Source organism: Shewanella sp. VK101 (assembly GCF_056497865.1).
Window position 1 is genome coordinate 3,478,457 of record NZ_CM151402.1, and the last position, 26,985, is coordinate 3,505,441.

Annotated in this window: 19 protein-coding genes and 2 tRNA genes; 4 read left to right on the forward strand and 17 right to left on the reverse strand. The window is 53.1% G+C overall.

The genetic code is table 11. The features are described from left to right. Nucleotides 1–121: 121 nt before the first annotated feature. The 6 genes from ACSHSR_RS15570 to ACSHSR_RS15595 form a co-directional block, all read right to left on the reverse strand. Nucleotides 122–1,312, reverse strand: coding sequence for a Bcr/CflA family efflux MFS transporter (locus ACSHSR_RS15570; RefSeq protein ID WP_475624224.1), 1,191 nt, complete (start codon nt 1,310–1,312; stop codon nt 122–124). A gap of 219 nt (nt 1,313–1,531) precedes the next feature. Beyond that, nucleotides 1,532–2,023 (reverse strand): P-loop nucleotide/nucleoside kinase family protein, encoded by a 492-nt coding sequence (locus ACSHSR_RS15575; protein WP_096141517.1) that lies wholly within the window; start codon nt 2,021–2,023, stop codon nt 1,532–1,534. Continuing rightward, nucleotides 2,020–2,562: a dihydrofolate reductase family protein gene (locus tag ACSHSR_RS15580; RefSeq protein WP_025009479.1), complete on the reverse strand. Its 543-nt coding sequence runs from the start codon at nt 2,560–2,562 to the stop codon at nt 2,020–2,022. Before ACSHSR_RS15580 ends, ACSHSR_RS15575 begins: the two co-directional genes overlap by 4 nt. Nucleotides 2,563–2,899: 337 nt before the next feature. Beyond that, nucleotides 2,900–3,235, reverse strand: coding sequence for a thioredoxin family protein (locus ACSHSR_RS15585; RefSeq protein WP_096141518.1), 336 nt, complete (start codon nt 3,233–3,235; stop codon nt 2,900–2,902). Nucleotides 3,236–3,398: 163 nt separating this feature from the next. Continuing rightward, entirely contained in the window at nt 3,399–3,974 is a 576-nt protein-coding gene (locus ACSHSR_RS15590) for a YceI family protein (RefSeq protein ID WP_045282939.1), read from the reverse strand. 4 nt (nt 3,975–3,978) lie between these two features. After that, complete coding sequence (locus tag ACSHSR_RS15595) at nt 3,979–4,527, reverse strand: cytochrome b (protein WP_071237992.1); 549 nt, start codon at nt 4,525–4,527, stop codon at nt 3,979–3,981. Between the two features lie 376 nt (nt 4,528–4,903). Here ACSHSR_RS15595 and ACSHSR_RS15600 point away from each other — a divergent pair. Both ACSHSR_RS15600 and ACSHSR_RS15605 read left to right on the forward strand, forming a co-directional pair. Then, a tRNA-Phe gene (locus ACSHSR_RS15600) sits at nt 4,904–4,979 on the forward strand. A 7-nt stretch (nt 4,980–4,986) separates the two neighbouring features. Continuing rightward, nucleotides 4,987–5,062: transfer RNA gene (locus ACSHSR_RS15605), tRNA-Thr, on the forward strand. A gap of 448 nt (nt 5,063–5,510) precedes the next feature. On the opposite strand, the gene ACSHSR_RS15610 is transcribed toward ACSHSR_RS15605, so the two are convergent. The 7 genes from ACSHSR_RS15610 to ACSHSR_RS15640 all read right to left on the reverse strand — a co-directional run bounded on the left by ACSHSR_RS15610 (nt 5,511) and on the right by ACSHSR_RS15640 (nt 16,250). Then, entirely contained in the window at nt 5,511–6,833 is a 1,323-nt protein-coding gene (locus ACSHSR_RS15610) for a sugar MFS transporter (protein WP_427911249.1), read from the reverse strand. A 197-nt stretch (nt 6,834–7,030) separates the two neighbouring features. Next, complete coding sequence (locus tag ACSHSR_RS15615; RefSeq protein ID WP_208184440.1) at nt 7,031–8,356, reverse strand: IS4 family transposase; 1,326 nt, start codon at nt 8,354–8,356, stop codon at nt 7,031–7,033. A gap of 394 nt (nt 8,357–8,750) precedes the next feature. Next, entirely contained in the window at nt 8,751–9,896 is a 1,146-nt protein-coding gene (nagX, locus tag ACSHSR_RS15620; protein ID WP_479630917.1) for a transmembrane glucosamine N-acetyltransferase NagX, read from the reverse strand. A 92-nt stretch (nt 9,897–9,988) separates the two neighbouring features. Next, nucleotides 9,989–11,134, reverse strand: coding sequence for an N-acetylglucosamine-6-phosphate deacetylase (gene nagA, locus ACSHSR_RS15625; protein ID WP_447018717.1), 1,146 nt, complete (start codon nt 11,132–11,134; stop codon nt 9,989–9,991). Nucleotides 11,135–11,183: 49 nt separating this feature from the next. Further along, nucleotides 11,184–12,182: a glucosamine-6-phosphate deaminase NagB-II gene (nagB-II, locus tag ACSHSR_RS15630; RefSeq protein WP_144217325.1), complete on the reverse strand. Its 999-nt coding sequence runs from the start codon at nt 12,180–12,182 to the stop codon at nt 11,184–11,186. Next, the gene (nagK, locus tag ACSHSR_RS15635; RefSeq protein WP_044733969.1) at nt 12,179–13,132 is read right to left on the reverse strand and encodes an N-acetylglucosamine kinase; all 954 of its coding nucleotides are present in this window, start codon (nt 13,130–13,132) and stop codon (nt 12,179–12,181) included. The genes nagB-II and nagK overlap by 4 nt, the downstream gene beginning before the upstream one ends. Nucleotides 13,133–13,547: 415 nt before the next feature. After that, nucleotides 13,548–16,250, reverse strand: coding sequence for a family 20 glycosylhydrolase (locus tag ACSHSR_RS15640; RefSeq protein WP_432517114.1), 2,703 nt, complete (start codon nt 16,248–16,250; stop codon nt 13,548–13,550). A gap of 621 nt (nt 16,251–16,871) precedes the next feature. Here ACSHSR_RS15640 and ACSHSR_RS15645 point away from each other — a divergent pair. Continuing rightward, a complete protein-coding gene (locus tag ACSHSR_RS15645) occupies nt 16,872–17,558 on the forward strand; it encodes a SapC family protein (protein WP_025009486.1) in 687 nt (228 codons plus the stop codon). Between the two features lie 1,117 nt (nt 17,559–18,675). Here the strand turns inward: ACSHSR_RS15645 and ACSHSR_RS15650 are convergent. Next, nucleotides 18,676–21,309, reverse strand: coding sequence for a TonB-dependent receptor (locus ACSHSR_RS15650; RefSeq protein WP_479630918.1), 2,634 nt, complete (start codon nt 21,307–21,309; stop codon nt 18,676–18,678). A 483-nt stretch (nt 21,310–21,792) separates the two neighbouring features. On the opposite strand from ACSHSR_RS15650, the gene ACSHSR_RS15655 reads away from it, so the two are divergent. Beyond that, nucleotides 21,793–22,809: a LacI family DNA-binding transcriptional regulator gene (locus tag ACSHSR_RS15655; RefSeq protein ID WP_479630919.1), complete on the forward strand. Its 1,017-nt coding sequence runs from the start codon at nt 21,793–21,795 to the stop codon at nt 22,807–22,809. Between the two features lie 63 nt (nt 22,810–22,872). Here ACSHSR_RS15655 and ACSHSR_RS15660 read toward each other — a convergent pair whose 3' ends face one another. The 3 genes from ACSHSR_RS15660 to ACSHSR_RS15670 form a co-directional block, all read right to left on the reverse strand. After that, nucleotides 22,873–24,162, reverse strand: a complete 1,290-nt coding sequence (locus ACSHSR_RS15660) for an NAD(P)/FAD-dependent oxidoreductase (RefSeq protein ID WP_101059094.1) — start codon at nt 24,160–24,162, stop codon at nt 22,873–22,875. Between the two features lie 137 nt (nt 24,163–24,299). Then, on the reverse strand, nt 24,300–25,661 hold the full coding sequence (locus ACSHSR_RS15665; protein ID WP_144217312.1) for an MATE family efflux transporter: 1,362 nt from the start codon (nt 25,659–25,661) through the stop codon (nt 24,300–24,302). A gap of 176 nt (nt 25,662–25,837) precedes the next feature. Then, complete coding sequence (locus tag ACSHSR_RS15670) at nt 25,838–26,971, reverse strand: CobW family GTP-binding protein (RefSeq protein ID WP_479630920.1); 1,134 nt, start codon at nt 26,969–26,971, stop codon at nt 25,838–25,840. Nucleotides 26,972–26,985: the final 14 nt, after the last annotated feature.

Genomic DNA, 26,985 nt, shown 5'->3' on the forward strand with positions numbered 1-26,985 from the left:
GCACGGCTTTAATGGTGATAGCGTTGAGAGGCGCGCTGCGAACCGTTAACGCTATCCTACTCATGAACAGCGAAGGCCACACCTGAACAAGCTCAAGTGTGGCCTGCAAGCTTATAAGAAGCTATTTACTCTGCCGCCGCCCCAGCAGGATAAAGCCCGCAGCTAACAGGGAAGAGATAAAGATATACACGGCTATGGTGGCCGAGGTTCCGGGCGGGATCAGCTTTATCAGCACACTGACCATCAGGCTTAAGTACAGGCTTTCCAGCGCATAATAAAGCGCCGTTGCCAAACCCGCCGAAGCGGAGAAGGCGTGCAGCGCGCCGTTGGCCGAGACTGCACAAGTCAAGGCAATATTGACTCCAATCAGGTACATGGGAAGCATAAAGCCCAGCAGGGTAACGCCAAAGAGCCACTCGCACAGATAGAGGATAAGCCCACTGACAAATAGCCCCGCCAGCCCTCGAAACACTGTGCCGCTGATTCCCCAACGCCCAACCAAAGGCTTGACGAACCTGGTGGTCAGTACCATCACAATCGCCACCGAGCCGAACCAGAGGCTGAACTCGAGTTTACTCAGGCTCAAGGTATCCATCAGCACCGAGGGCGAGGTGGAAAAGTAGGCGAAGAAGGTTCCCATTGCCGTTGCATAAGCCAAGGTATAACCGATAAAAGTCTTGGACCCCAGGATGGTGAACAAGCTATTGAAACGAAACGGCTGGGTTTTGGCCGGCCGGGTTTCTGGCCATTTAAACACTGTGTGCACGGCAACCACGGCAGCGAATATTCCCAGGAAGTAAAATATGCCCTGCCAATGCCACTGCTTTTCTATCAAGGCGCCCAGAAACGGAGCCACTGCCGGTACACAAGCCAACACTGAACCCATGATGGCGTAAACGACTACGCCTTCTTCCCTTTCGGCAAATACATCTCTGACCGTGGCAAACGCCGCAACCAATAGTGCAGACGCGCTCAGCGACTGTAACAATCTCAGTCCCAGAAAGTAATCGAAGTTCGGACTTAAGGGAATAGCCAGGCTGGACAATGAGTACAAGACAGCGCCAATAACGACTATCGGCCTTCTGCCAAACTTGTCCGAGAGGGGGCCAAACAGCAATTGCCCAAGGCCTAGGAGTCCCATATACATGGTCAGCGTCAGCTGAACCTGCTCCCTTCCTACCTTGAAACTTGTGCCGATGTCATTCACTGCCGGAAGGTATAAGTCCATCCCCAGTGAAGCAAGCAGATCAAAAGGTACCAGAAGTACCAAAGAGTATAAGAATGAGTAATTCCAGATATTGTTTCTATTCATTTTTGTGTCCAATTATTGCTAAGAATCTATTCAAGCGATAATTGGACTGCCTTCACTGCTCTCTTCATAATCTAACCTCTATTTTGCGGCGCCTTCGCGCCCGCATGACTATAGCGCCATGTTTGAACTCTGCCAAAGAGCAGCAAACCGGCCGGCGCATATTGGCACAAATAATCTTGGTCTGCCACAGCCAAATAGCGAACGCCATGTCCGCTGTTTTCAGGCCGGGCGCACCTCTATCGATAGCGCTTCCTCGGCCGTTGGCACCTCAAAATAGGCACTCACCTGCCGAAAGACGGTTTCATTGTCGAACGCTGCCCGCTCCGGGCATTGAACTCTTCTGAGTGCCAGACGCTCGAGACACAACTCATCATCTGCCTCTAAATAGACCAGCAGATGCTGCGCTCCAGCCGCCTCGGCCAGGGCCTTGAATCCATGACGCTGCACTGCGGTATTGGCCGGGAAGTCCAGCACCACATCGACACCGCAACCGAGTAATGCCTGAATATGTGCGCTCATAACAGGTTTGAGCCGGGCCGAAAACTTGAGATAGTCGCCAAAGTTTTGGATCTCTTGCGGGAAAAGAGCGGCAAGCCACTGATCTTCACTAATACAGACGGCGCGCCGCTCTGAAGCCAACTCTTGCGACAGAGTCGACTTGCCCGCGCCCATCTTGCCGCAGAAAAAGATTAAGGTACCCACTTGATTCATGCCTGTGTCTCCCTTTGAAACTGATAACGATTCTTTACCAATTGCCCCAACAGCAACTGTGATGACACCAGCTTCAAGTTCACAGAACCAGGCAAGGTATCAAATAGCCGAATCCCGCCCCCCAGCAACACAGGCACTGTAGTAATGGTCAGCTCATCGACCAGAGCGGCGGCAATAAAGGAGCGAATAAGAGCGCCGCCATCAAGATAGATGTTGTGGTACCCCTTTGCATGCAAGGCGCTGAGCATTTCAGTTGCCGAGCCGCAAATTAACTCAGCTTTGCCGGCAAAACCCTCCGGTAATTGCTTGAGACTATTGCTGGCAACAAATACAGGTTTATCGTAGGGCCAGGCATCGAAGGCGGCCACCACTTCAAAAGTGTTGCGCCCCATGAGCAGAGCATCGACCGAAGCCATAAACTCGGCAAATCCCAGATCGCTGCCCTCCGGGTTATCTATTGCCGCCAACCAATCAAGCTCACCATTGGGTCCGGCAATAAAACCATCCAGACTCTGGGCCATATACACCCTATTTTTCATCTAACTACTCCTTCAGGGAAGGTGCGAACAAGTCCCATGTGTGCTCTGCGTCGGCTTACAGGCCTGGATGCAAGGCGTGGTTCGCCGCAAATGGCTTAGTCCTTTACAAGAAGCACAACACAGCAGACAGGTCTGTAAGCCACGCCCTTTGGGGCTTTCACAGCAACCGGCTCTCTGCGTTATCCGACTTTGACAGGCCCCGGCATGCCTTCAGTCAGATGCCTTGAACGCCAATTGCTGTGCAAGCCACTCTCTACAAAAGAGAAGGCCACGAGGACTTATTCACACCTTCCTTAGCTCCGAACTCAATAAGAGAAAGCCCTGTCGATTATTTTCCCTAAGACTCAAAACTGAGCCGATAGGGCCTGTCGATTGCCTCTCGCAGATCCGCCAGAGAAAATACCCGCTGCAACTCGGCAAACTTTTCGCCGTCAAAATAGACCTGCACCACGGGTAGACTGAAGATACTCATCTGGGCGGATAGCTGCTGGCCAGGGCCCTGACAATCGATATAGGCCGCCTGCAATAGTGGATACTCGTCGGCCAACATGGCGCTTATTCTGGGCTTCAACGCCTGACACACGCCGCAATGCTCGCCGCCGAACAACAGTAATACCGCGGGTTGGCTTTCGAGCAGTTGTTTAAGCAGCTCAAGGGTTTCGATATTCAACATGGTTTCAGCTCACAACGATGCGGCGGCCCAAGTACCCGGGCTCTATTGTTTGTATTGGCGCTCATTGTGCCATATCGGCCGCTGACTTTCGGTGGTTTTCACTGCCCGTTTGCGGGCCAAAGAAAAAGGCGCCGACGGCGCCTTCTGTAAAAACTATTGTGGGTTACTGCTTAACCCCTTCAACCACCAGGTCGAGTTTGACGTGAGTGGAAGCCGGGCCCAGATCGGTAGTAATCTTGTAATCCTTGAGGGCAAACTCGGTAGAGCCGACAAACCCGGCGCGATACCCGCCCCAAGGGTCCTGCCCTTCACCGATAGCCTTGGCATCTATGGTCAGCGGCTTGGTGACCCCATTGAGGGTAAAGTCACCGGTGATCGCCAATTCGCCATTCCCTTTGTCCTCCACCTTGGTGGACTTGAAGCTGGCCTTGGGATACTTGCCGGCATTGATGAAGTCGGCTGAACGTAGGTGCTTGTCCCGCTCGGCATGGTTTGAATCCAGGCTTTGGGTGTTGATGGTCACATTCACCTTGGCATCAGCCGGGTTGGCCTTGTCAAAACTGAAGCTGCCTTCAAATTCGTTAAAACGCCCGACCACAAAGCTGTAGCCAAGATGGTTGACTCTAAAGTTGATAGAGGCATGGGCGCCCTGGGTATCAATCACATAGTCGTCGGCATTCACGGCGCAAGGCAATAACAGGGCGCTGCCAAGCAAACCGGCAAACAGGGTCTTTTTCATTTTGCTATCCTCTCTTGAGTTTAATCATCCTGACGAGTGTCTGATCTTTATCGATAAAATGGTGTTTCAGCGCCGCCAAGGCATGCAGCACCACCAAGGCTATCAAGCTATAGGCGGCGTATTTATGTATCGCCCCGGCGATATCGGCCTGATTGTTAAACAGCTCACCGACACCCGGCAGCTCAAACCAGTCAAATACCGCGATACCCCGGCCATCGGCGGTGGAGATCAATATGCCGCTCAACATAATCAGCAGCAGCAACAGGTAGAGTCCCCAATGCGTCAAACGGGCCGCCTTCTGCAGTAAAGGCTTGTCCGGTATTGCCTGTGGCGACGGGCTCAGCAGTTTCCACAACAATCTGACCAGGGTAAGCGCCAACAGCAAAATACCGATACTCTTGTGCAGATGCGGCCCCTTCTGATACCAGGCACTGTAATAGGTCAAATCAACCATCCAGTAGCCGAGCCCAAACAGGCCTATCACGGCAATGGCCGATAACCAGTGGCTCAAAATGCTGACAAGGCCGTAGCCCTGACGAGTGTTGGCAAGCATTTTCTATCCTTAAGCTATGTCTTAAGCTCATCATATGGAGGCTAAATGAAAACTAAAATCATTAAATATTGGCCATTTCTTTCGAAATTTTAGAAAGTAGGACAAAAGGTGGGCTTAAAGAGCCACAGTGATGCGGGTAACACGGCAGATTGCGGCAAAGATAGTTTGATGCAATAGGCGGCCTGCTGGCTTTTCAAGCGATATCAGTTTGATTTCAGCTCAAAAAGCCCAATTCTGAGCATTAACTGAGCGAACACAGGATTTATGCGGAAAAAGCACTTGCAGGAAAAAATTCAGAACTATATTATACGCGCACTCCGAACGACACGGGCCTTAACTCCCGGTTCGAAGTAGATGACTGACACTCAGTTCAGTTGCCCGAATAGCTCAGTTGGTAGAGCAGCGGATTGAAAATCCGCGTGTCCCTGGTTCGATTCCGGGTTCGGGCACCACAATTTAGCCGGCATAGCTCAGTTGGTAGAGCAACTGACTTGTAATCAGTAGGTCCCGAGTTCGACTCTTGGTGCCGGCACCATGAAACAACAAAAACGCCACTCACTGAGTGGCGTTTTTGTTTATATCATTCCCGCTGACTTCAGCCACGGTTTTACCCGATTTCTGCGGCAGACCGCCCTTTCCCTCTCCCTTTGCGCTAACTCGTGGCTTAACCTAAAGCTGCTTTGCTTAAGCATAAAAAGCCTGAATATAAAAAATACCTCAAGCTGTAACCGGGTTAACCCCAATCCCTATTTCGCGACCTCGATATTGATAGTGGTCAACGCCTTTCGACTGCGGTGAAAAAGCCATTCGGGTTTGAGCCAGCCGTCATTGACTTCTTTATGACACAAGAGCTGTTTTGGGTTCAATGTGACTGAGACATCAGCTAAAACGAGATCCCCGAGCCAAAAGGCTCGGGAGCTTGAAGCAAATGGCCATTGCCGACCAGATCAGTTAAGTCACCAAGGAGGGCTAAACTCTCGCTGTTACCAACTGCGCATCTTATGGCCTTTCAGCGCATAGAAGAGGATAAACAGATAACAGGGCAAGCCTATCCAGTAACCCAACTGCACATTGTCGCTGAAGTGGGCAATCTTGCCGAATATCAGCGGCAGTATGGCGCCACCTGAAATACCCATGATCAGCAGCGCCGAGCCCTGGGCCGTGTACTTGCCCAGCCCTTCCAGCGCCAGCGGCCACACAGAGGGCCAAACCAGAGCGTGAGCCAAGCCCATCATGGCGACGAAGGTGACTGTATCCGGAATAGTTGGAATACCGCTCCACCCCCACAGCAGCGACGAGATAGCATGGCTCTCGGCCGATGAGAAGATGATGCCAAAGATGCAAGCAATACCCGCCAAGGCCGAGGCGAGCAAAGCCTTTTCCTGGCTGATAAAACGTGGAATACAGCTAACCCCCAAGAGGTAGCCGATAACCATAAACACCATGGTGTAGGAGGTCAGGGATGCGAAATTGTTGACGTCGAGGCTGGCACCATAGAGACCTATGGTATCGCCGGCAATCACTTCAACCCCCACATAGGCAAAGATGGCTATGGCGCCAAGGATCACCTGAGGGAAATGCACTATACCGCTCTTGTCGGCGTGCTCTCCCTCTTCTCCCTCGAAGGCGATTTCAGGCAAAGCAGAAAACTTCACCAGTGCAATCAACACCACAAGCGCCAGCGTCATATAGATATAGGGCATCACCAGACGCGCAGACAGTTCGCTTATTTGGGCTTCTCGCTCGGCCGGGGCCATGGCAGCCAGATGCCCGGCGGTGAACCCTTCCAGATCAGCCAATACCAAAGCGGTAAACAGAATAGGCACTATCACCCCGGCGCCCTTGTTAATCAGCCCCATGATGGAGATCCGCATGGCGGCGCTCTCCTTCGGACCAATATGCACCACATAGGGGTTGGATGCCGTCTGCAAAATGGTCAGGCCGGTTCCCAGTACAAAAAGCGCCAGCAGAAACATTAAAAAGTTGGCGCTGAAGGCGGCGGGAATAAACAGCACAGAGCCGACTGCCATGATCCCCAGCCCCACCGCCATGCCATTGCGATAGCCGGTGCGGCGCAGGATCGACGACATGGGCAGCGCCATCACGGTATAGGCGATGTAGAAGGCAAAGGTGACAAACAGTGCCTGAAACTCATTGAGCTCACAGATGATTTGCAGAAAAGGGATCAATGAACCATTCAACCAGGTCACAAATCCAAAGATGAAAAACAGCGCACCTACGATAGTCATAGGCAGAAAACTGCTTCTTGAGGCTGCGTCAGCCGGGGTAGCAACTGTCATGTTCATAAACCTGCTTCTTATAGTAATTTATTGTTTGGCAACCAAATTTATCGGCGCCCCATCCATCTTGAGTGGTGTTTAACGCTTGAAACCTTGATGCCGCGGCAGCTTTATACACGGCTTTGTTTCAATAAAGTTACGTCATAATAACAAAAAAGACAACGCTGTCATTAATTTTAAACCAGGCATATGGCTAATGCCGTTCACTTAGTGTGAACGGCATTTTTCTTAGGCTTAATGGGATACTTGTTTTTACTCATTTTTAACGCACGTGGATAGGCTCTATCCCGTTTCCCATCAAGCTTGAACTGCCTCGCATTACGCACTATGTCCAAGACCTCTCTCGGGACATTTCCAGGCGTTTGAGATGACAGTTGAGTCAGTTTAAAAATGATATAACTCGATGCATCTCTAAAGCTTAATTGGTTCGGATGTAACGACGGTAAGCTCTTAGCCATCAACATCATCTTGTATCTGATGAGGTTATAGGCCAATAGTACCCCCCACAATTCTTGGATAACCAACTCTGGCAATTGACTACGCAACGTAAAGCGACTCTCCAGAAGATGCTGCTTCATCTCCCGATAGCCCACTTCTATCTCCCATCGATGGGCATATAAATCCGCTATCTCTGCCCCCGGATAACGCAAGGGGTCTGTTAATGAGGTCAAAATGGAAACCGACTTACCTTTTATCGTCTTTGTCAGTAAGCGAGCTTCAATATTGTCAGGTAGCATAGGCCACTTCTTTCTGGCTTGAGGCGTGGTGGCTAACTGCACCAGTTGGTCGTGTTTTCCTAAAGAGCGTACCACTTCATATTGTGTCCCTTTCTTCAACGGCAGCAGCCAGTGACTGTTCGGTTGAGCCTGTTGCCAGGCGTGCAAAAGCCCCAACGAATAAAAGCCTCTGTCAAACAGCGTCAGGCTGTTATTGGGTATGCTTGATATCAGTTCGGCGGCTAAATTCATTTCACTGACAGCAACAGAATCAAAGGCACTGTTCAATACCAGGTGGCTGCTTAACTCCATCATGCAAACCATGCGAATTTGAGGATAGGCAGCATCACCAGAAGCGTTGGCGGTTTTGGCGAACACCTGATTGTTTTGCTCACTATCAGGTGTTCGCCACACGACACCATCGACACCGTAGAGGTTGAGCCCACACCAATGAGGATGCTCTGCTCTTTCATGCCAGGTCTTGGCACTTCGCTTAAACACATCCTGAACAACGTCAGAGCCCAATCGCTTACGCGCTTGCGTGACAGCACTGCGCGCAACGTAATCCACCTCTTGCGGTAAGACGATATCAAGCTTATTGATGAGTGAACGGACGGACTCGCCTCTGAACAGAGCCATACCAATCACCGCCCAAATCATGGCATCCATAGGTAACTTACGTCGTCTTAAACTGGCAACACCATGTGAATCAAGGCACGACTGAATTAACTCAGGCTCAAGTACATCGGCCAGACAGGTGAATTCGGTAAGACGATTGATATGAGTACGCGCCAAAGCTTCTGAAAGTTGCATAAAAAAATCCGATGACATGGGGTCATCGGATTTTGATCCTTTCAGTGAGATCGTCAAGCGATCTGTCTTAACTGATCGGCATTAGGCATATGGCCGCTTGTTCGCCTCACTTAGGCAAGCTAAGGAAGGTGCGAATAAGTCCTCGTGGCACTCTGGCTTGCACAGCAATTGGCGTTCAAGGCATCTGACTGAAGGCATGCCGGGGCATGTCGAGGTCGGATAACGCAGAGAGCCGGTTGCTGTGAAAGCCCCGAAGGGCGTGGTTTACAGGCCTGCCTGCTGTGTTGTGCTTCTTGCAAAGGACTAGGGCCATTTGCGGCGAACCACGCCTTGCATCCAAGCCCGTAAGCCGACGCAGAGCACACATGGGGCTTGTTCGAACCTTCCCTAAGCCTCAAACCCGAATAAACAACTGCCTGCGATACATCCACCAGAGCAGCAACCATTGCACCCCGAGCATGGCCAATACCCCAAGCAGTGGCAGCCAGTTCTCAGGGGCGCTATTGATAAAACCGCCAAACAGACTTTCGCTGCTATAGCGCCACTGAACCAGACTGGAAGCGAGATAGATGATGATGGCGTTGCAACCAATCACCACAAAGGGGAAACCCAACCAACGCAGCCCAAGCACATCGATAACGGCGTAGAACAGCGCCAGCAGCAACAGGCTCCAGCCACTGCTCACCAGCACAAAACTGCTGGTCCAGAGATCTTTATTAACCGGGATCAGAGGATTAAGCAGCCAGCCAAGCCCCAAACAAACAAGCCCGGCCAGACAAAGCAAACCCACCCTGCCCCAGGCTGAAAAACTTTGCTGCTGCAAAAAGCGGCCCACAAACACACCGGCCAAAGCATTGACCACTGCGGGAAGGGTCGATAACAGGCCTTCCGGATCATAAGGCTTATGTTGGTAACTGATCCCGGGCAGGAAATGACTGTCTACCCAGGCGTTGATGGAACCGGCGGCGCTAAAGTCCCCGGCACTGCCGCCCGGGACCGGTAGCCACAGCTGCACCATGGCGTATCCCAGCAAGATAGCGACTGCAACATAGATCTGGGTTCTGAGCCCTGTGTGCCACACCAGCATGGCGGCAAAAAACCAGGCGAAGGCGATACGCCCCAAGACGCTGGCATAGCGTATCTCATCCAGGGCCGCCGGCATGCCCGTCCCCCAGCCGTGATTGTAGAGCACGCCAAAAAACAGCAGTAAAGCCAAACGCTTAACTGCGTGCTTATATTTTGGAAGTCGCTCGGCAAACGCCAACTTGTCCAGACGCTTGGGAGACAAACCCAGGGCAACGCCGGAGAGGAAGATAAACAGCGGGAAGATAAGATCGTAGAAGGTAAAACCATGCCAGCTGCTGTGGTGCATCTGGCCATCGAACCAACGCCAGCCACTCCAAGTAGTCAGCAGCAAGAGGGCGGCAAACAGCGCTTCACCGCCGAGGATCCAGAACATGTCAAAACCCCGTAGCGCATCGAGCGACATCAGCCTGGGCTTGTTGGCGGTCTCAGTTGCCGCCGCTATCTTTTCAGTCATAGGGCTTCCCTGTTGTTATTATCTTTATCCGGGTAAAAGCTGCACTGCTTATGTGAAGAGGGTTAATCGCGTTCTTGGCGCAACGGCTTATTTCAGCACACTCTTTCCTCGGCGGTGTAAACCAATTGACCGCCGATATAGGTGCTTTGCACCTTGAGTTCATTATCGAGCACCAGAAAATCGGCACGTTTGCCCGCAGCCAAGTGGCCCAGCTGCTCGAGTCCAAGAAATGCCGCCGGATACTCGCTCGCCATCCGTATGGATTCTTCAACACTGAGCCCCAGCAGAGAGACAGCGTTTCGCACCGCGGTATTCATATCCAGCACACATCCGGCCAGCTCTCCTGTGATGGCGTTGAGTCTATCGCCCTGGCGCAGCACCTGCTGGCCAAAGAGCTCAAAACTGGCATCTTGATCCAACCCCACAGGTGGCATGGCGTCCGTCACCAAGAGCATCTTGCCTTTGGCCTTGGCGCGGATGGCCACCTTGGCTGCAGCCGGATGCACATGGTGACCATCGACGATAAGGCCACACCAACTGGCCTCGTCCTCTATGGCGGCGCCCACCATACCCGGTGCTCTGGAGCCCAAGGGCGACATGGCGTTGTAGAGGTGAGTAAAACCGCTGGCACCGGCCGCCAGAGCCAAACGCACGGTATCATAATCGGCATTGGAGTGACCAAGACAAACACGGACACCGGCCTCGACCAAGGCACTGATAACCTCTGGCGCCACATTTTCCGGCGCCAGGGTCACCAAGCGAACCCCCAAGTCCTGACGGCTGAATAATACCAGCTCGGCATCGGAAATTCGGCGGATATACTGCTGTGGATGCACGCCTTTCTTCGGCACAGACAAGTGCGGCCCCTCAAAATGTATCCCCAACACCCCTGTGCTTTGCCTGGCTATCGCCTCGGCCACCGCATCGGCCGCGCGGTTCATCACTTCGATCCTGTCGGTGATCAGGGTCGGCAAAAAGCCTGTGGTGCCGAACCTGGCGTGGGCCCGGCCTATGGTTGCGATACACTCGAGTGTAGGCTCGCCGTTAAACAGCGCGCCGCCACCGCCATTGACCTGCACATCAATAAACCCGGGTACAACCAAGCCTTGCAGGCGGATAGCATCTGAACCTGCCGCAGAGCCCAAGGCCTGCAGATGGTCGTTCTCCACGGCAAAGCTCAGATTGTGATGATATTGCCTGCCATCGAACAAGCGCTCGGCGATAAAGGTTTGCGTCATTCTCTGCTCTCCACTGCGTTGTCCCGTTTAGGCACGCCGGCCACTTTAATCAAAGGGTTTGGGTGACTTTCTTAAGCCCGGCCGGTTGATCCGGATCTATGCCTCTGGCTATGGCCACAGCGGCCACATCGATATAAAAACGCTGCAGCAATGCCAGAGGCGCCACTCTGGGGTGAACCTCATTGGCAGTTTGCTTGAGGTGAACCAACTCAGCGCCGCGGCGCCCGACTTCGGCTATCTGCTCAAGATGGCTGGCATAGGATTCATCGGCCACACAGACATCGACTATTTTGAGGTGGTTCTCCACCAGAGTCACAGGGCCATGGAGAAATTCGGCGCTGGAGAAGGCCTCGGCATGGATAGAACAGACTTCCTTGAGTTTGAGCGCTATCTCTTTACTGATGGCATAACCCAGTCCACGTCCCAGCACTACCAGATTGTTGCTGCCCTGCAAAGATTCGGCAGTCAGTTGAGGTTCTGCATCCACAGCCGCCTGCAGCGCCTGGGGCAATTCATCTAAGGCGCGGGCCAACTCAGGGCTCTGGGTCCAGGCTGCAGCCAGTTGCAGCAGCGCCGACAGGGTAGCCAAATAGCTCTTGGTGGCAGCTACCGCCTGCTCCTCTCCGGCGCGAAGCGGCAATACAAGATCGACTATGTCCTTAATGGGGGCGGTTTCATCATTGACCAGCGCCACGCAAAAGGCACCGGCTTCGCGGGCCATCTTGGCCTGGGCCAGAATATCCGGGCTGCGTCCCGACTGAGAGATGACTATCACCAGGCCACCGGCCAACTGCAAGCGCTTGCCATAGACACTGGCCACCGAAGGCGCGGCGGCAAAGGTAGGCACACCGGCTTCTATTTCAAACAGATACTTGGCAAATACCCCGGCGTGATCGGAAGAGCCGCGACCCACAATCATCACAAACTTGGGAGCAAACTCGCGCAGCCGCTGCCCCAGTTCTCGGGCTAACCGGTCATTGGCCTGCAACTGGTTGGCAATCTTTTCGGGAGCACTGCGAGCCTCGCGCTCCATTATGGTATGGGTCATGGTTTCACCTTTGCTAAGTCGTATGCGCCGGCATCGGCCGGACGGGCTGAAAATTGCGAGTCTTGATGTTGGTGCATGGCAAAGTGCACGGCACCGATTTCCGGTGGCGCCAACACGGGGGCGATTCGTTCGACCACATCGTCGGCCAGCCAGGGCCTGAGCGGCTCGGCCAGGCCGCCTATCATGGCAAATCGCGGCGGATTGAGTTCAAACAGGCGCCGTGCCAACCGGCTGATATAGTCGGCACCTTCGCTAACTATAGCGGTAGCGGTATCATCGCCCTCGGCCGCACAGGACAGCACTATTCTCGCCAGGGCGGCATAACAACTGGAGGAGCGTCCGGCGAGGTTTTCCACTATCCCCAGGGCATCTGTCACCCCGAAATGGGCCAGCAGTTTGGCGCCAAGGGCTGTTTGCGGCGCAAAACCATCGAGCGATAACAACACCTGCTCCGCGGCTTTCAAGCCCATCCAGGCGCCGCTGCCCTTATCGCCCAGAGCAAAGCCATGACCACCGAGAGACAATTGCCGTTCACCCACATGGGCATAACCACAGGAACCAGTACCTGTGATGATGACGGCACCCTCTTCCCCATGGTGGGCGCCAATGCAGGCGGTATGCAGATCTGTGGTCAGGTACATGGCGGCAAAGGGATGCCTCCAATCGAGGATCTCCTGATAAAGCCTGGGAATATTGACACCGGCAAGCCCGAGACCGGCCACCATATTGGCGCAATCGGCTTGCCGCAGACCGGCATCGGCCAGGGCCAAACCTGTAGCACTTATGATGGAGTCGAAAGTTTGGCTCAGACCGTGCAAAGGATTGGCCCGACCGGCAACTCCGGTTCCCAGCACACCCTTTTGCCGGCAGTAGACGGTTGCCCGGCACTTACTGCCGCCGCCGTCTATCCCTATATACACTTGTGCATCCGGTGTCGGGTTTTCCCCCATGGCAGACCTCTTTCTGTTTCTTTTATGGTCACGGCGCAATCTGGCGCGGCGGAACACTGACAAATCGCTGCAGTAAGGCGCCTTTCAGGATTTACCCGATGACATTCCACTGAGCGGACTCAAGTTAAAGCAATCGTTAACCATGTGGTTAAACTAATGTTACACCAAAAATGACAGCGTTGTCATTTATTTTTAATCAGCAGAAATCAATAGACTCATGGCTAGGACTTTGACTTGATTAATATATTGAAAATTAACCAATAAATACTCATTAAGCCACTATCTTTGAGCGACTCAGACTTCCTTAACCACTTTTAAACGCCACTCAAGTATTAAAACCAGGCATTAAAATAAGTCAGGCAGCGTGGCTGGCGTTATCTGTTAACGCCAGCCCACATCAGTACCTGCTTAAAGACTAATTCAGTGGCTGAACCCGGCTATAGCGGCGGCCATCGGGTGAGACAGTGCGAAGCTCAAGCGGCGCTGCAATTGCCACAGGGCCGCGATACTCCTGCCACTCAGCTCCTGGTAGGCGATATTGGATCTTGAGCCCGGGAAAGATGATATTGGCCTCAAGCTTGCCATCCTTGATTCTGCCGCCCGGCAGCGGCAAACGGTAATGCACCCCGGCCTTATCCAGCTTGGCCAGCTCCTTATGCCCCAGGATGTTGGCCAGTCGATGCCAATCCTCTGCCTGCGCCTTTCGCTGCTCGGCAACGAAGTAACCGGAATCCTGGCTGTAACTTGCCCCCTGATGCCGGTAAGCCAGTTCCCAGTCCGGCTTATGCCAGGCCTTTTCCGCCAAAACCAAGAGGCGAGGGAAAATCATATAGGCTGCGGTCGTGTCGCTGCGAATCGTCTCGCTCCAGAGTTGCCCCTGCAGGCCAATAAAGCCCCTGCCCGGCGCCATTGGGCCGCTGAGACGCTTTCCTTGTGGGCTGAGTTGCTCTGTGTCATCGGCAATAAAAGGCCTGGCCTCAATATCGCCCCACTGCTCGGCATTGGCCGGCAGGTTATCCGGCATAAAGCTGTGCAACTTGCGACTGTTGCTGCTGCGGCTGGCCCAGTAATAGCCGGGCTCTTTCGGATCGGCCGCCGGCGGCATATCGAAATAGAGTACTTCCGGGTTGGACAGCACAGTATCCCAGCCGAGATTGGCCTGGGCATGCGCCCGTTTGAAGCCGCCGTGGGCGACTATGTCCCAGATATTACTTTGCACCGGGCTCGGCATATTGGCCGGGTTGACGTGACTCATGCCATCGCTCCAACCGGCCGCCTCTATGCCGCGCTCGGCCAGCATCTGCGATACCCGCTCAATAAAGTAGGCGCCGAGGGCAGATTTGTCGGCCACCCGCTGCGAATTGGCCGCAATAAAGCGTTCACAGGCCGGCGAGTCGAGCCAGGCACCGGCGGTCTCATCGGCACCTATGTGGTAGCGCTTAAGCGGTACTCCGGCGGCCTGATGCAGCTTGGCAATTTCATCTATCACCTTGGCGACAAAAGTGTAACTGGACTCCATACAGACATTGAGCGTGTTGTCGTTGTAATACTGAATAGAGCTGTAAACAGTGGCATCCTCGGGATCCGCCAGCAGGTATTGGCTGGCGGCCTGACTGTCGCCCTGAGCCAATAGCTTGCGGCTACGTGCCTGCATCGATTTGATGGCGGCGCGGGAGTGCCCCGGCATATCCATCGACGGGATCACCTGGATCTGTCTTGCGGCGGCAAACTTGAGAATATCTATATAGTCCTGGGTCGTGTAGTACCCGTTGACCTGAGTCTCAGGATTGGGGCCACTGCCCAGTTGCGGCAGCAAACAGCGGTTTTCATCGAGATCGTGGCAGCGTTTGCTGCCAATCTCGGTCAGCTCCGGCAGACCGGGGATCTGCAGGCGCCAGCCTTCATCGTCGGCCATGTGCAAATGCAATACGTTGAGCTTATAGGCCGCCATCTGCTCCAGCAGGCTCAGCACAAACGCCTTGGAGTGGAAGTTGCGGCCAACATCCAGATGCATGCCGCGAAACGGGTATCTGGGGCCATCTTGAATGCGCAGCTGTGGCAGTGCTATTGATTGGGTCTCATCGGCAGGCAACTGCAGCAAGGCTGCAAGACTCGCCAAGCCATAGGAGTAACCCGCGGCGTCTGCGGCGGCCAGGTTAATTCCGCCGGCCTCAATCTCGAGTCGATAGTGCTCGCTTTGCCCTCCCTCAAGTGGCAGTAAGTTAAGCGCCAATCCTTGTTCGCTCTGGCTGACACCCAACCTTTGCAGGCGCAAGAGCGCCGCCTCAAGTGATTGCAGCTCGACTCCGTTAGCTATGTGGCTCGGGTTAAGCTTAATCCCGGCATTGAGGGTGACAGGGGTTTGTTCAAGCCAAGTCACTGAATCCGGCTTAGGAATAAGGCTTGCCACCGCAAGGCCGGCATCATCGGGAGTATCGGCATTTTGGCCGAAGACGACACTGGCGGTATCCCAGGGCAGCCTATCCTGTGAGCTGCGGCGATATTGTTTCTCGGCATCCGTGTAAGGCTGCACATAGGGAAGCAACTCAAGCCTGGTATCCGGGTCTTGCTTAACTTCAGTGCTGGCGATGACCTCCGGCTTGAGCCCCTCAACCACCATGTAATAGTTGGGCATGGCATCAATTTCCGACAGCTGCCACAGCTCACCGCGAAAATTGATGATTTCGCTGACACCCTTTTTGAAACCGCCGAAAGCGGCTGTTGGCGTCAGACGATGCAGATCGCCCTGAATATGCTCTATATGAAACTCAGGCGAGGCAACCGAGAGTACCGGACGCATCTGGCTAAAATAGATGGCCCAGTCAGAAGCGCTGAGATCTTCGCTCGGAGTCAGGCGAATTTGCGCCTGGAAACAGCGGCCTTCGGCACGGCTCGGGTCGCAGTTGTCATCCGGCACATTGGACAGCACGGCATATTTCAACTGCAAACTCTGGGCAAAGCTATGCAACTTATTCTGAGTCAGATCTTCGTTCGAGGCTTTTGACGAAGAACCGGCTTGGCTCTGCCCTGGTTCAGTCCCGGTTGCCGGCGGCTTGTCAGAACAAGCCGTCAGCCCCAAGCTCAAGGCAATGGCTAACGCCGCGATAGTTAACTTCATTCCGTTACTCTCCTGTCCTTATTATTGTTTTCACCATGATGCCATATTCCCTGTCGACTCAAGCAGTGGCTGTCACCTCAGCAAGCTACGTTGAGTGACAACCGGGATAAAAAAATGGCCAGGTACTGAAATCAGCACCCAGCCCACTCTAGTTTCCGGGGAGAGACTACAGTATTGAAAACACAGTTGCGCAGCCGCCCGACAGATACTCAACTGTGGAAGGCATGTAAAGGAGACCTCATCCTCGACATGCAGACCTTACAAGACAACATGGCCATAGAAACAATAGTCACACAAGCAATGACAACGCTGTCATTGCTAAACATACACAAGTGCAAACCTTATTTCTACATTTTTTTGACAATTTTTATTTTCCCAAGCCCCCTTGAAAACAGCGCTTGCGAACATATTTTTAACAATGACATCCAGTTTGACCACTGTTAACATCCGCAGCATGCTTGGGGTCACAAGCCAATAAGTCTCAAGCTGAACTTTTTACTGGTTTGCGGTACTAATACAACCGAAGAAGCGGTTCTGGCCCCGATATTTCAGTGACGATTTATTTTCCGGTGCGTCAGTTGATTGGCTGACGGAACCTCAAATAACAAGGATAAAAAGACAATGACAGCACAATACGTCCCGCTCAACAACGGCGCACACAAGGCTCTGAAAGTCACTCCAGGCATAGATTTCAGCGAATTTGAGAAGCACCATATGTTGCCTTTGCTGGTGCAGGAATTTTTGCCTGCCGCCACCAGTTTCCCGATCATTTTCGCCAAGAACAGCCAAAGTGGAGAATTCCAGCCGGTTGCCATCACCTCTCTGAAGCCTGAGAGTAACTGCTTTATCAAGGACAACACCTGGACCCGACGTTACCTGCCTATGCAGTGCCGGATGCAACCTTTTGCCGCCGGTGACTCCAGCCAGGAAAATGTACTTATCGGTATCGATGTCAACAGCAAGCATGTCAGCGAAGACAAGGGCGAAGCCCTGTTTACCGAAACCGGTGAGCAGACCGAATTCCTGAAAAACCGCATCGAATTTATCGGCAACCTGATTGAGTACCGTGAAATCACCAAGCAGTTCGTCAAGACCCTGACCAGCCATGAATTACTGCAACCCAAGACTCTGACAGTAACCAACAAACAGGGTGAAAAGAGCAATATAGATGGCCTCTATATCGTCGATGAGCAAAAGCTCAACGCCCTGAGCGATGAGGTTAAACTGGAATTTGCCAAGCGCGGCGTCTACTCACCGGTTTATGCTCACCTGTGTTCACTGAACCAAATCGACTTGCTGCTGGATTAATCCCAGTACAGAGATCAGAAGGCTGCCTTGGCAGCCTTTTTATTGGCTCACTGTCTTACCTGTGCAAGGGGCCGCACTAGAAAGGGGAGTAGGTACAATTCTTCCCAAACAGAGTCATTGGAAGCTACAGATATACACATATATTTCTGGCACAGACGGAACTGTGACAGTCGAAAACAGGGCCGAATTTTGTTCCAGACAAATTCGGCATACACTCCATCCATGGAGATAAGGGACGTATTCACGCCGAGTCACAGGATCGCCTGTGCGAGAGGCCGTTCTCAGGCGTCCTGTCCTTCACGGCATTTGGGCTTCCTGCCCATCCGCACCGCAGGTGATTGGCAGCTGCTTAGCCAGAAGCTAAGACCTAGTTTATTGGTGAGTTTTGGCTTAAAGCCATGATAGCCGCTGTGCCAGCGGCCTAAAGTCGTGGTGTTCCACACCACACCGGCCAAGAGGCTTTGCTTGTCCAAAGCCCCTTGCATCCCCAAGGACACCCCGACGTAGCCGAAATCCCCGCGGGCTTATGAAACAAATTGACTACACTCAGGACTCGCATCCTTGCTCGACCTTCGAGCCTCGACATCCCTGTCTCGGCTACGCCAATTTGCAACAACGCCAGCGGCGGCTCCAAAGGGGGGAATTGGTGCAATTCTGTGAGAACTAACTTGTTTGAAGCTACCTATATGCCCACAGGCATACACCTCATTTTCAGGCACAGGCGGAGCTGTGACCGTCGAAAACAGGGACGTTTTCGTCGAGGCTACAGGGACGTATTCACGCCGTGTCACAGTATCGCCTGTGCATAAGCCTGCGGCAGGCAATGAGAAACATCCATCGCCGGAGACCCAACCAATGCTATTTGGCTATTTTGAGCTGAAAGCTATGCTAGCCGCTGTACCAGCGGCCTAACATCGTGGAGCTGGTGCAATTCTGCAAGAATCACGTTACTTGAAGTTTCTGAAATGTCAGCAAACATACACTTAATTCCCTGGCACTGACGAAACTGTGACTTGCCGAGGAAGATTTTTATAAAGATACAGGGAAAGCGCTCAGGGAGCTGATGCAAAAAGCCGACCCTGGGGTCGGCTTTGGTATTGAAGATAAAGACCTGTACTTAGAAGCGCAGGGCTACACCTACTTTATATCTGGCTTCGCCTTCAAAGCTCCACACTGGGTAATCGGCCTTGAACTCGCTGATCACATCCTCTGCACTAATTGGGGAAACACCCGTCTGTATGCTGTCTTCTTCGGTGATGTTGACCGCTTCAAAAGTGATATCCAAATAGTCGGTTACCGAGTAGCTGGCACTGAGATCCAAGGTCCCGTAAGACTCGTGCTGACGGTTACCGTAGAAACCAGGCAGCTCGCGCATCATATACTCGGAGCGCCAGTTATAGGCCAGACGAGCGCTAAAGTCGTCCATCTCATAGTAACCTACCAGGTTGACGGTATGCTTGGATGAGTCAGAGAACACGCCCACACGATCAGGATAGTTTTCTGCCGGAGAGGATGCATCGGCAAAAGTATAGTTCACTGAGTAACCTAAACCATTGTCGAAGGAGTCCTGCAGCTGCAGCTCGATACCATCTATGCTACCGCCGTCGGCATTGTACTTCTCGCTCACAGTCCAGCAGTCATAGATACCTACGCCACAAGAACTTTCACCTTCGGTTACCAGGTTGGGATCTTCAATACCTATCTGCTGATTCAGCTTCTGTTTGGTGGTGATAAAGGAGCTGACATCCTTGATAAAGTAAGTGGCGGCAAACAGGCCAGAATCACTGAAGTACCACTCCAGACTCAAGTCGGCCTGGGTCGCCTTGAATGGTTCCAGCGCCACACTGCCACGCACCAGTTTTTCATTAAAAGGTGTACCGTCGTTGTAACCCGGCAGGGTCGAGGTAGCAAACAGCTCGGCGTAGTTGGGGCGAGAGATCACCTGAGCGGCTGATGCGCGCAGTATCACATCCTCGCTCAAGTCGAAGGCGATGTTAACGCTCGGCAGTACATCGTTATAGCTGGACTTGTCTGTGCTCAGATCATCGGCGAACTGGCCCTGATCGTTCAGCGCGTAATAGTCAGACTCAATGTCGGTAGAGATGTAACGGAAACCGAAGTTACCGCGGAATCCTTCCCCGGCAAAAGTAGCCATGGCGTACAGAGCCAGGTTCTCTTCCTGGATAGTGCCGTAACCAGACTTGTCAACGGTAAAGCCATCGATGGCGGCATAGGCATCGGCAATCATGGCATCAAATATCGGCTCAGGCAGAGTGAAACCGGCGCCGGATGACATGGTGCCATTGTAGTAGGCAGAAGCGTCCTTGGTCAGTACCTTGGCGTCATTGACTATCGCCGCATCTGTCATCTGGGTGACTTCATGATCGGCATAGCTCACACCTGTCTTGATGGCACTGATAGCGCCCCAGGCTACCGGGAAGTTGAAGTCCAACTGAGCGAAGGTTTCTTCATCCGTGTTGGGCTGCTTCTTCAGCGCCCAGCCGGCAGTGGCCAATGGGTCGTTAAAGTCACCGGCCTCAAAATACTTGTTGGCGATGTCGATGTTGATCTTGTCGCCGGTGGCGTCATAGATACCGGCAAAGTCAGCCGGGACACCGATTGAGTTGCCATAGTTGGCAGTCAAGTCGGTACCGCCCTCTGCTTCGGTGCGGCCTATGCGGCCTTCAACGGTGAAGTTATCCGCTTCATAGTTGAAGTTGAAATCCACTGTATCCGAGCTCATGCTCGCCTTACGGGCCCAGGTTTGTGCCCAGGCAAAACCGCCCTGATCGCTGTGATTTATCTTGGTACAAACGCCGGCGGCATTGACCTGTTCACAGGTGTAGTCGCCTCGCTGAGTGGGAAACAGGAAGATGGAGGTGTTGGCGTTGTTGGCGTCCAGCTCCAGATTCATGTAGTTGAGCCCCAATTCCAGTCTGTCGGTGGGACGATACTGCAACACCAGATTGATTGCGGTGCGCTCACGATCCTGTTGGAAGGTGGTTGGCACTATCTCACCCCAGCCAAGCAGGGTTTCAATGCCATTGCGCTGATAGTCCGTCTGGCTCCAGGAACCTGCCAGCAATACACCGAAGTTTTCATCTTCGTTTTTCCAGCTGTAGAGACCGGAGGCTTCAGGATCTATCTCTTCCGAGACGCTACCATAGTCCCCTTTGGCGCTCAGGAAAACTGAGTTGGCATCCAAATCCAGCGGTTTGCGGGTGTTGATGATGACAGTACCGCCTATGCCCCCTTCGGCAATATCGGCCTGGGAAGATTTGTAGACTTCAATCGAGCCCACCATCTCTGGCGGCAGCAAGGTGTAGTTGAAACTGCGGTCGATGGCCTGCTGATCGAACCAACCGGTAGAAGCTACCGAGTGGCCATTAAGCTGGGTACTGGTCAGCTGCGCCGAGGCGCCGCGGATAGAGACCTGTTGCCCCTGACCGAACTGGCGGTTAACGGCGACACCAGGAATACGTCCCAGAGACTCCCCCACATCACTGTCGGGGAATTTACCTATATCTTCTGAAGTTACCGCATCGACCACGGCATCTGAAAAACGCTTGGTATTGACCGAAGCCTTCATCGAGGCACGCATGCCGCGGACTTCAATTTTTTCAATATTGGCAGTTTCGTTGCTGTTGTTATCTGCTGCCTCGACAGCCAGCGCGCCAACAGATACCGCTCCCCCAAGGAGGATAGCGATATTTGCAGCGAGGGCAGTTTTCTTAAAGGTAGATGTTCGCATCTCGTTTCCCTTCCATCACTTTATTATCTTTTTTGTTGCCATAACCATTCCCTTCAAGAGAATGACAACGCTGTCATGTCTGGAGATAAACATTACACAATAATTAACAGTCTTGCCACAACAAAATAACGCCAGAGTGAATAAAAACTGTCATATTGCTGTGTTAATGGGAGAAAACAGATTTTTATTCTGGTCAAAAACTGTCCAGGCAGAAGTTTGTGTAACCAAGCGCGTTAACAATAGCGGGAAACGAATTTATATAATGGCCTAATCACTAAGGAAGTCGGATAACGCCGAAAGCTAATTGCTGTGCAAGCCACTCTCTGCAAAAGAGAAGGCCATGAGGACTTATTCGCACCTTCCCTAAATTCTGCGTTGCCAAACTGGCTAAAAGTCAGCAGTATAAGATGCTCGACAAGCGGCCATGCCGCTTCCGGCCCCCGCTGGCTGTGAGTATTCGCCTGACATCTCGGACTAAGTTGAATGAAAGTAACCATCAATGACGTGGCTAAATATGCCGGCGTTTCCATCAAGACAGTATCCCGGGTCACCAATAATGAGCCTTCGGTTAAACAGGCCACTATCGACAAGGTCAATGCTGCAATCAAGGCGTTGAATTACCAGCCGAATTTAGCTGCCCGCAACCTGGCTGCCACCAGTTCTTATGTCATAGGCTTCGTCTATGACAACCCCAATGCCTACTACATTATCGATATGCAGAACGGTATTCTTTCCGCCTGTCGGGACAAGGGCTATGAGCTGCTGATCCACCCCTGTGATGCCAAGGCCGATGGTATTTGTGAACAACTGACCACTATGGTGAAACATGCCCGCCTGGCCGGACTGGTACTGACGCCGCCGCTGTCGGAAGATCCCAAGGTACTCTCCGCCCTGGATGCCATAGGCGCCAACTATGTTCGTATCATGGCCGGTGACAGAGTGCTGGCCGATACCGGGCTGGCGGTATTGGTTAACGACAGATCCGGCGCCGTGGCCATTACCCAACATCTTATCGATCTCGGGCATCGGCAGATCGCCTTTCTCAGCGGCGACTATCATCACCAATCCACCAAGGAGCGTCTCGAAGGTTATCGTCAGGCCTTGAGGGATAACGACCTGGACGAGTCTCCCGAGCTGATTGTCGAGGGTGAATACTCGTTTGAATCCGGAGTTGAAGGTGCCAAGAAGCTGCTCAAAGGGGCTAACCGGCCCAGCGCCATAGTGGCCTGTAACGACGAAATCGCCGCCGGAGCCCTGTTTGCCGCCAGGCTGGAAGGGGTGGATATTCCCACCGAGCTCTCGATTGTCGGCTTTGAGGACAGTCCCTTCTCACGCCAAACCTGGCCCAAGTTGACCACAGTGCATCAGCCCAACGGCAAGATTGCCGAGATAGCTACCGAGCTGTTGATCGCCAATCGCCGAGAGCAGAGCGCTCGCAGCGAGATCTTCACCCCAGAGCCGGTTATCAGAGACTCGAGCGCCAGGGTGCAAGCAAGCTGAAATTCCAGCCACTAAAAAGGCGCTCTACAGAGCGCCTTTGCGATAAGATTCAAAATCACTTTATCAGTGCAGCTTGAGTTTGGGCCTGTGCCATTTCAGCAGCCGCTGTGCCAGACGATACACCAGCGCCGAAAACCAACCGTACAAACTCGCCAGATGGCGTTGATACAGGGACATATACATCATCCGCGCCACGTAACCCTCAATAAACAGGGAGCCGGATCTCAGGTTGCCCATCAGATTGCCCACCGCCGAGAAACGGCTCAGTGACACCAATGAACCATAGTCGCGGTAGACAAAAGGATTTTCTGCCTTGCCCTTCAAGCGGTTGAGAATATTCTTATACAGGGTTTCCGCCATCTGCGATGCGGCTTGTGCCCGGGGAGGCACAGGCTTGCCGTTGTCCTGCACCAAAAAGGCGCAGTCGCCCAAGGCGTAGATATCCTTATGGCCCTTGACCCGCATACAGGCATCGACCTCGATAAGGTTACGGTTATTGACCGGCAACTTATCAAACTGCTGCAGTACATCCGGCCCCTTGACGCCGGCAGCCCAAACCTTAAGCCCGGCAGGGATCAGCACATCTTCCTGGGTAATAAAGCCTTGCTTGGTCACTTCTTTGACCTGCACCCCTATGTGCAAGCGTACTCCGATATGATCCAGTACAGACTGGGCTCTGGAGCTCACCTTGTCCGGCAGAGCCGGCAATATCTTGGGCGCCGCCTCAATCAGGTGAATTTCCAGATGATGCTTGTCGACATTGAGGTAACCGTATTCTTTGACCGAGTCCAGCACATGATGCAACTCGGCGGCCAGCTCAACCCCGGTCGCGCCAGCGCCCACTATGCCGATACTGAGCTTTTCGCTGGTTTCATCCAGCAGTAACAGGTTGTCCAGCAACTTGTGGTGAAATTGATTGGCGCTGTCGAGGCTGTCGAGGAAGATACAGTGCTCTTTGGCACCCGGGGTGTTAAAGCTGTTGGCCACCCCGCCGATGGCAATCACCAGATAGTCATAGGGCAACTCACGCTCGGCGATAATCTGCTCGCCGTCATCATTACTGACCCCGGCCAGGGTGATGGTCTTGGCCTCGGGATCGCATTGCAGCATTTCACCGCGCAGGAAGCGATAGCCATTTTTCAGGCCATGGTCGCGATACAGCAAGCCTTCTACCGATTGATCTATCACCCCAACGGCCACTTCGTGCAGTTTGGGCTTCCAGATATGTACCGGACTCTTGTCTATCAGGGTTATTTCAGCCTCTTCCTTCAGGCCCAATTTGCGTCCCAGCTTGGAAGCCAGCGCCAATCCTCCGGCGCCGCCGCCCACAATTAAAATCCGCTTACCGGTCACAAATTCCCCCAAGAGTATGAACTAATGCAAGATAGTCTTTTATAACATGATCCTGCTCAAAAATAACCTGAGTTCTAAATTAATATTTCTTTATATATCACTGATGCAGGTGAATATTTGCCATCATTTCCTGTCGCTCAAGGCTGGTGTAATGCCACCTTGGTGCGCTTCAAACTGTAGAACATCCACAGGCACAATAGGCTGCTGCAGGATGCCAAGGAGATCCACACGCCCGGCACGCCAAAGGCCCAGGCAAACACCCAGAGGAACAGGCCTATCAGCAACAACTTGCTGCCCGTGAGTATCGAGGCCTCGGCCGGACGATTGATGGCCTGGAAGAAACTGGCTCCCACCAAAATCAAGCCTTCCATCGGCAAACCCCAGAAATAGAGATACATGCCCTCAATGGCAACCGGGGCCAGAGTCGGGTTGTCACCGGCAAACAGATACACCATCCATTCCGGACGGCTATAGATAAGCACCAATCCCAGCAAGGCGCAGATTAAGGTGACGGAAAACGCCATTTTGGCGGTCTGCTTGACCCTGTCATATCGACCGGCACCGGCATTGAAGCTGAGAATGGGTTGTGTGCCGAGGGCTATGCCTTCAAACACAAAATAAAACAGGGCTTCGGTATAACTCACCACGCCATAGGCGGCCACATGCAGCGAAGTGCCGGTCCAGAGCAGCGCCATGTTATGCATGGTCAATACAATCGACAGGTAGAGATTCATCAGGAAACTGGGCATCCCCAGCTTGACGATTTCCCAAACCAGCTCCAGGCTCAGTTTCATCTGCTGCCAGTCGATATTGAGCCGGGTGCGCTTGCCAAAGAAATGTTGCAGACACAGGCCGCCGGTGACCGCCTGGGACAACATGGTAGCAATGGCGGCACCGGTAAGGCCAAAGGGAAAGACCACAATAAACAGCCAATCCAGCAGGGTGTTAAGCACGCCCCCCAATACCAGGATCCAGGTGACGAAACTGGGGCGACCGTCATTACGCAAAAGCGCCGAGAAGGCCATGGAGATGATGGGGAAAATGCCCAAGGCAAAGTACCAGAACAGGTATTGGTAGGCGCCTTCATAGACCTCACCTTCGGCTTTCAGCCAGCGCAGAATGTCGTCGGTCAGCATGGTACCGGCAAGCGACACCACCAATGCACTCAACAGACAAAGACTGAAGGTATTGCCGAGAATTTTTCTGGCCCTGGCAACATCACCGCGGCCAAGATTGATGGAGATAAGCGCGGCGCCGCCCATGCCCAAAAGCGCACCGAGCGCATAGAGAATGGCGCCCACAGGGTAAGCCAGCATAATACCCGCAAGACCCGTTTCCCCCAGGTAGTGGCCGATAAACATCCCGTCTATGGTGACGTAAATTCCGGTCACCAACATGGACATCACAGTGGGGACTGTGTAACGCCAAAAGAGTTTACTGACAGGTTGCTGCAGTAAGGCGAGATCCTGCTCAGTCTGGGGGACGCTGTTTGGGGTCATGACGCTTTCTCAACATCAAAGGTGTTAAACCATAAGTTCGATATCAGAGGCCATATTAGGAGGCGCCAGCTCGGCCTCCATTCAAATTGGCACTCCGAAATCAATCACCTCGGAAAAAGTGGATGGCGGATTGTACCCGAGTTATCAGCCTGGATGCCACAGCCTTGAATAGGGCGTTATTCGGCGACTTTGATGGCGAGCAGTTGCTGCTCCAAAGATTCAGGCTGCAAAGGGGCGCGACTGATGATCTCCAGCCTGGAGTCCATGGCATCATCGAGCTCTTCAACGCTCAATTCACCGTCGAGCATATTGAGCGCCGCTATGCCGTCTTTGGTGATCATCACAGCTTTTAGTCGCACCACATCGAGTGCCTTGGCCCAGCGATAGAGGCGCTCGAGATCGAACAGCCAATCCGGAGTAAAGATCCAGCCATAGCTGTAACAGCCCTCGCCTTTATTACTCTTGAACACTATGCCGCGAGCGTCCCACTCGGGCGTTTTGGAGCTCTGCGGCTCGACGCCGAGTGGCTTGATGGCAAACACACCGGCATTTTGCCGCAGTAGCCCGGTGCCTAAGGGAGTGGCTTTAGTGTTCAAATTGGCCTTTGCCGGACGAGCCAGCGCCCGCAACAATTCATCATTGAGCTTCTGCTCTTTGGACCAGTAAAACAGCTCCCCTTCCAGTTGCTGAGCGGCAATAAAGGCGGCTATTTGTTCCCTCAAGTGTGCAGCTAGCCGCTTACTCTCCAGCTCACTTTCCGGCTCATCCCCTTTTGCACTTAGCGGCTCATCCCCAGGCAGAACCATTGGCTCCTGGTGTTGCCAGAGGTCCTGCTTGCCGGCCAGCAGGATATCGGCTATCTGCAGCTGGGAGAGAAAATTCTCATGTTCGGTATAGCGCTTGTCACTGAGTTTGCGCGGGTCAAACAGACAGATACTGGCCTTGAGGCTGAGCACTTCGGCAAACTGTTTCGAGCTTAGGGTTTTCAAAATCTCTTTGGGATGACCAAGGCCTGTTGGCTCTATCAGTAATCTGTCGGGTTTGGCCCGGGCAAGCAGCTGAGTCACCGCCACTTGAGTCGGCACCCCGGCAGCGCAGCACAAACAGCCGCCGGGCACTTCTCGTATGACAACGCCGGAGTCACTCTGCCCCATCAGACCGGCATCTATTCCTATTTCACCGAACTCATTGACCAATACCGCCCAAGTCTCGCCCGCAGGCTTATTGGCCAGCAGCGCTTTAATAAAGGTGGTTTTGCCTGAGCCGAGAAAGCCGGTGATCAGATTGGTGGCAACGGGTTTGAGGATCATCTGTGACTCCATTC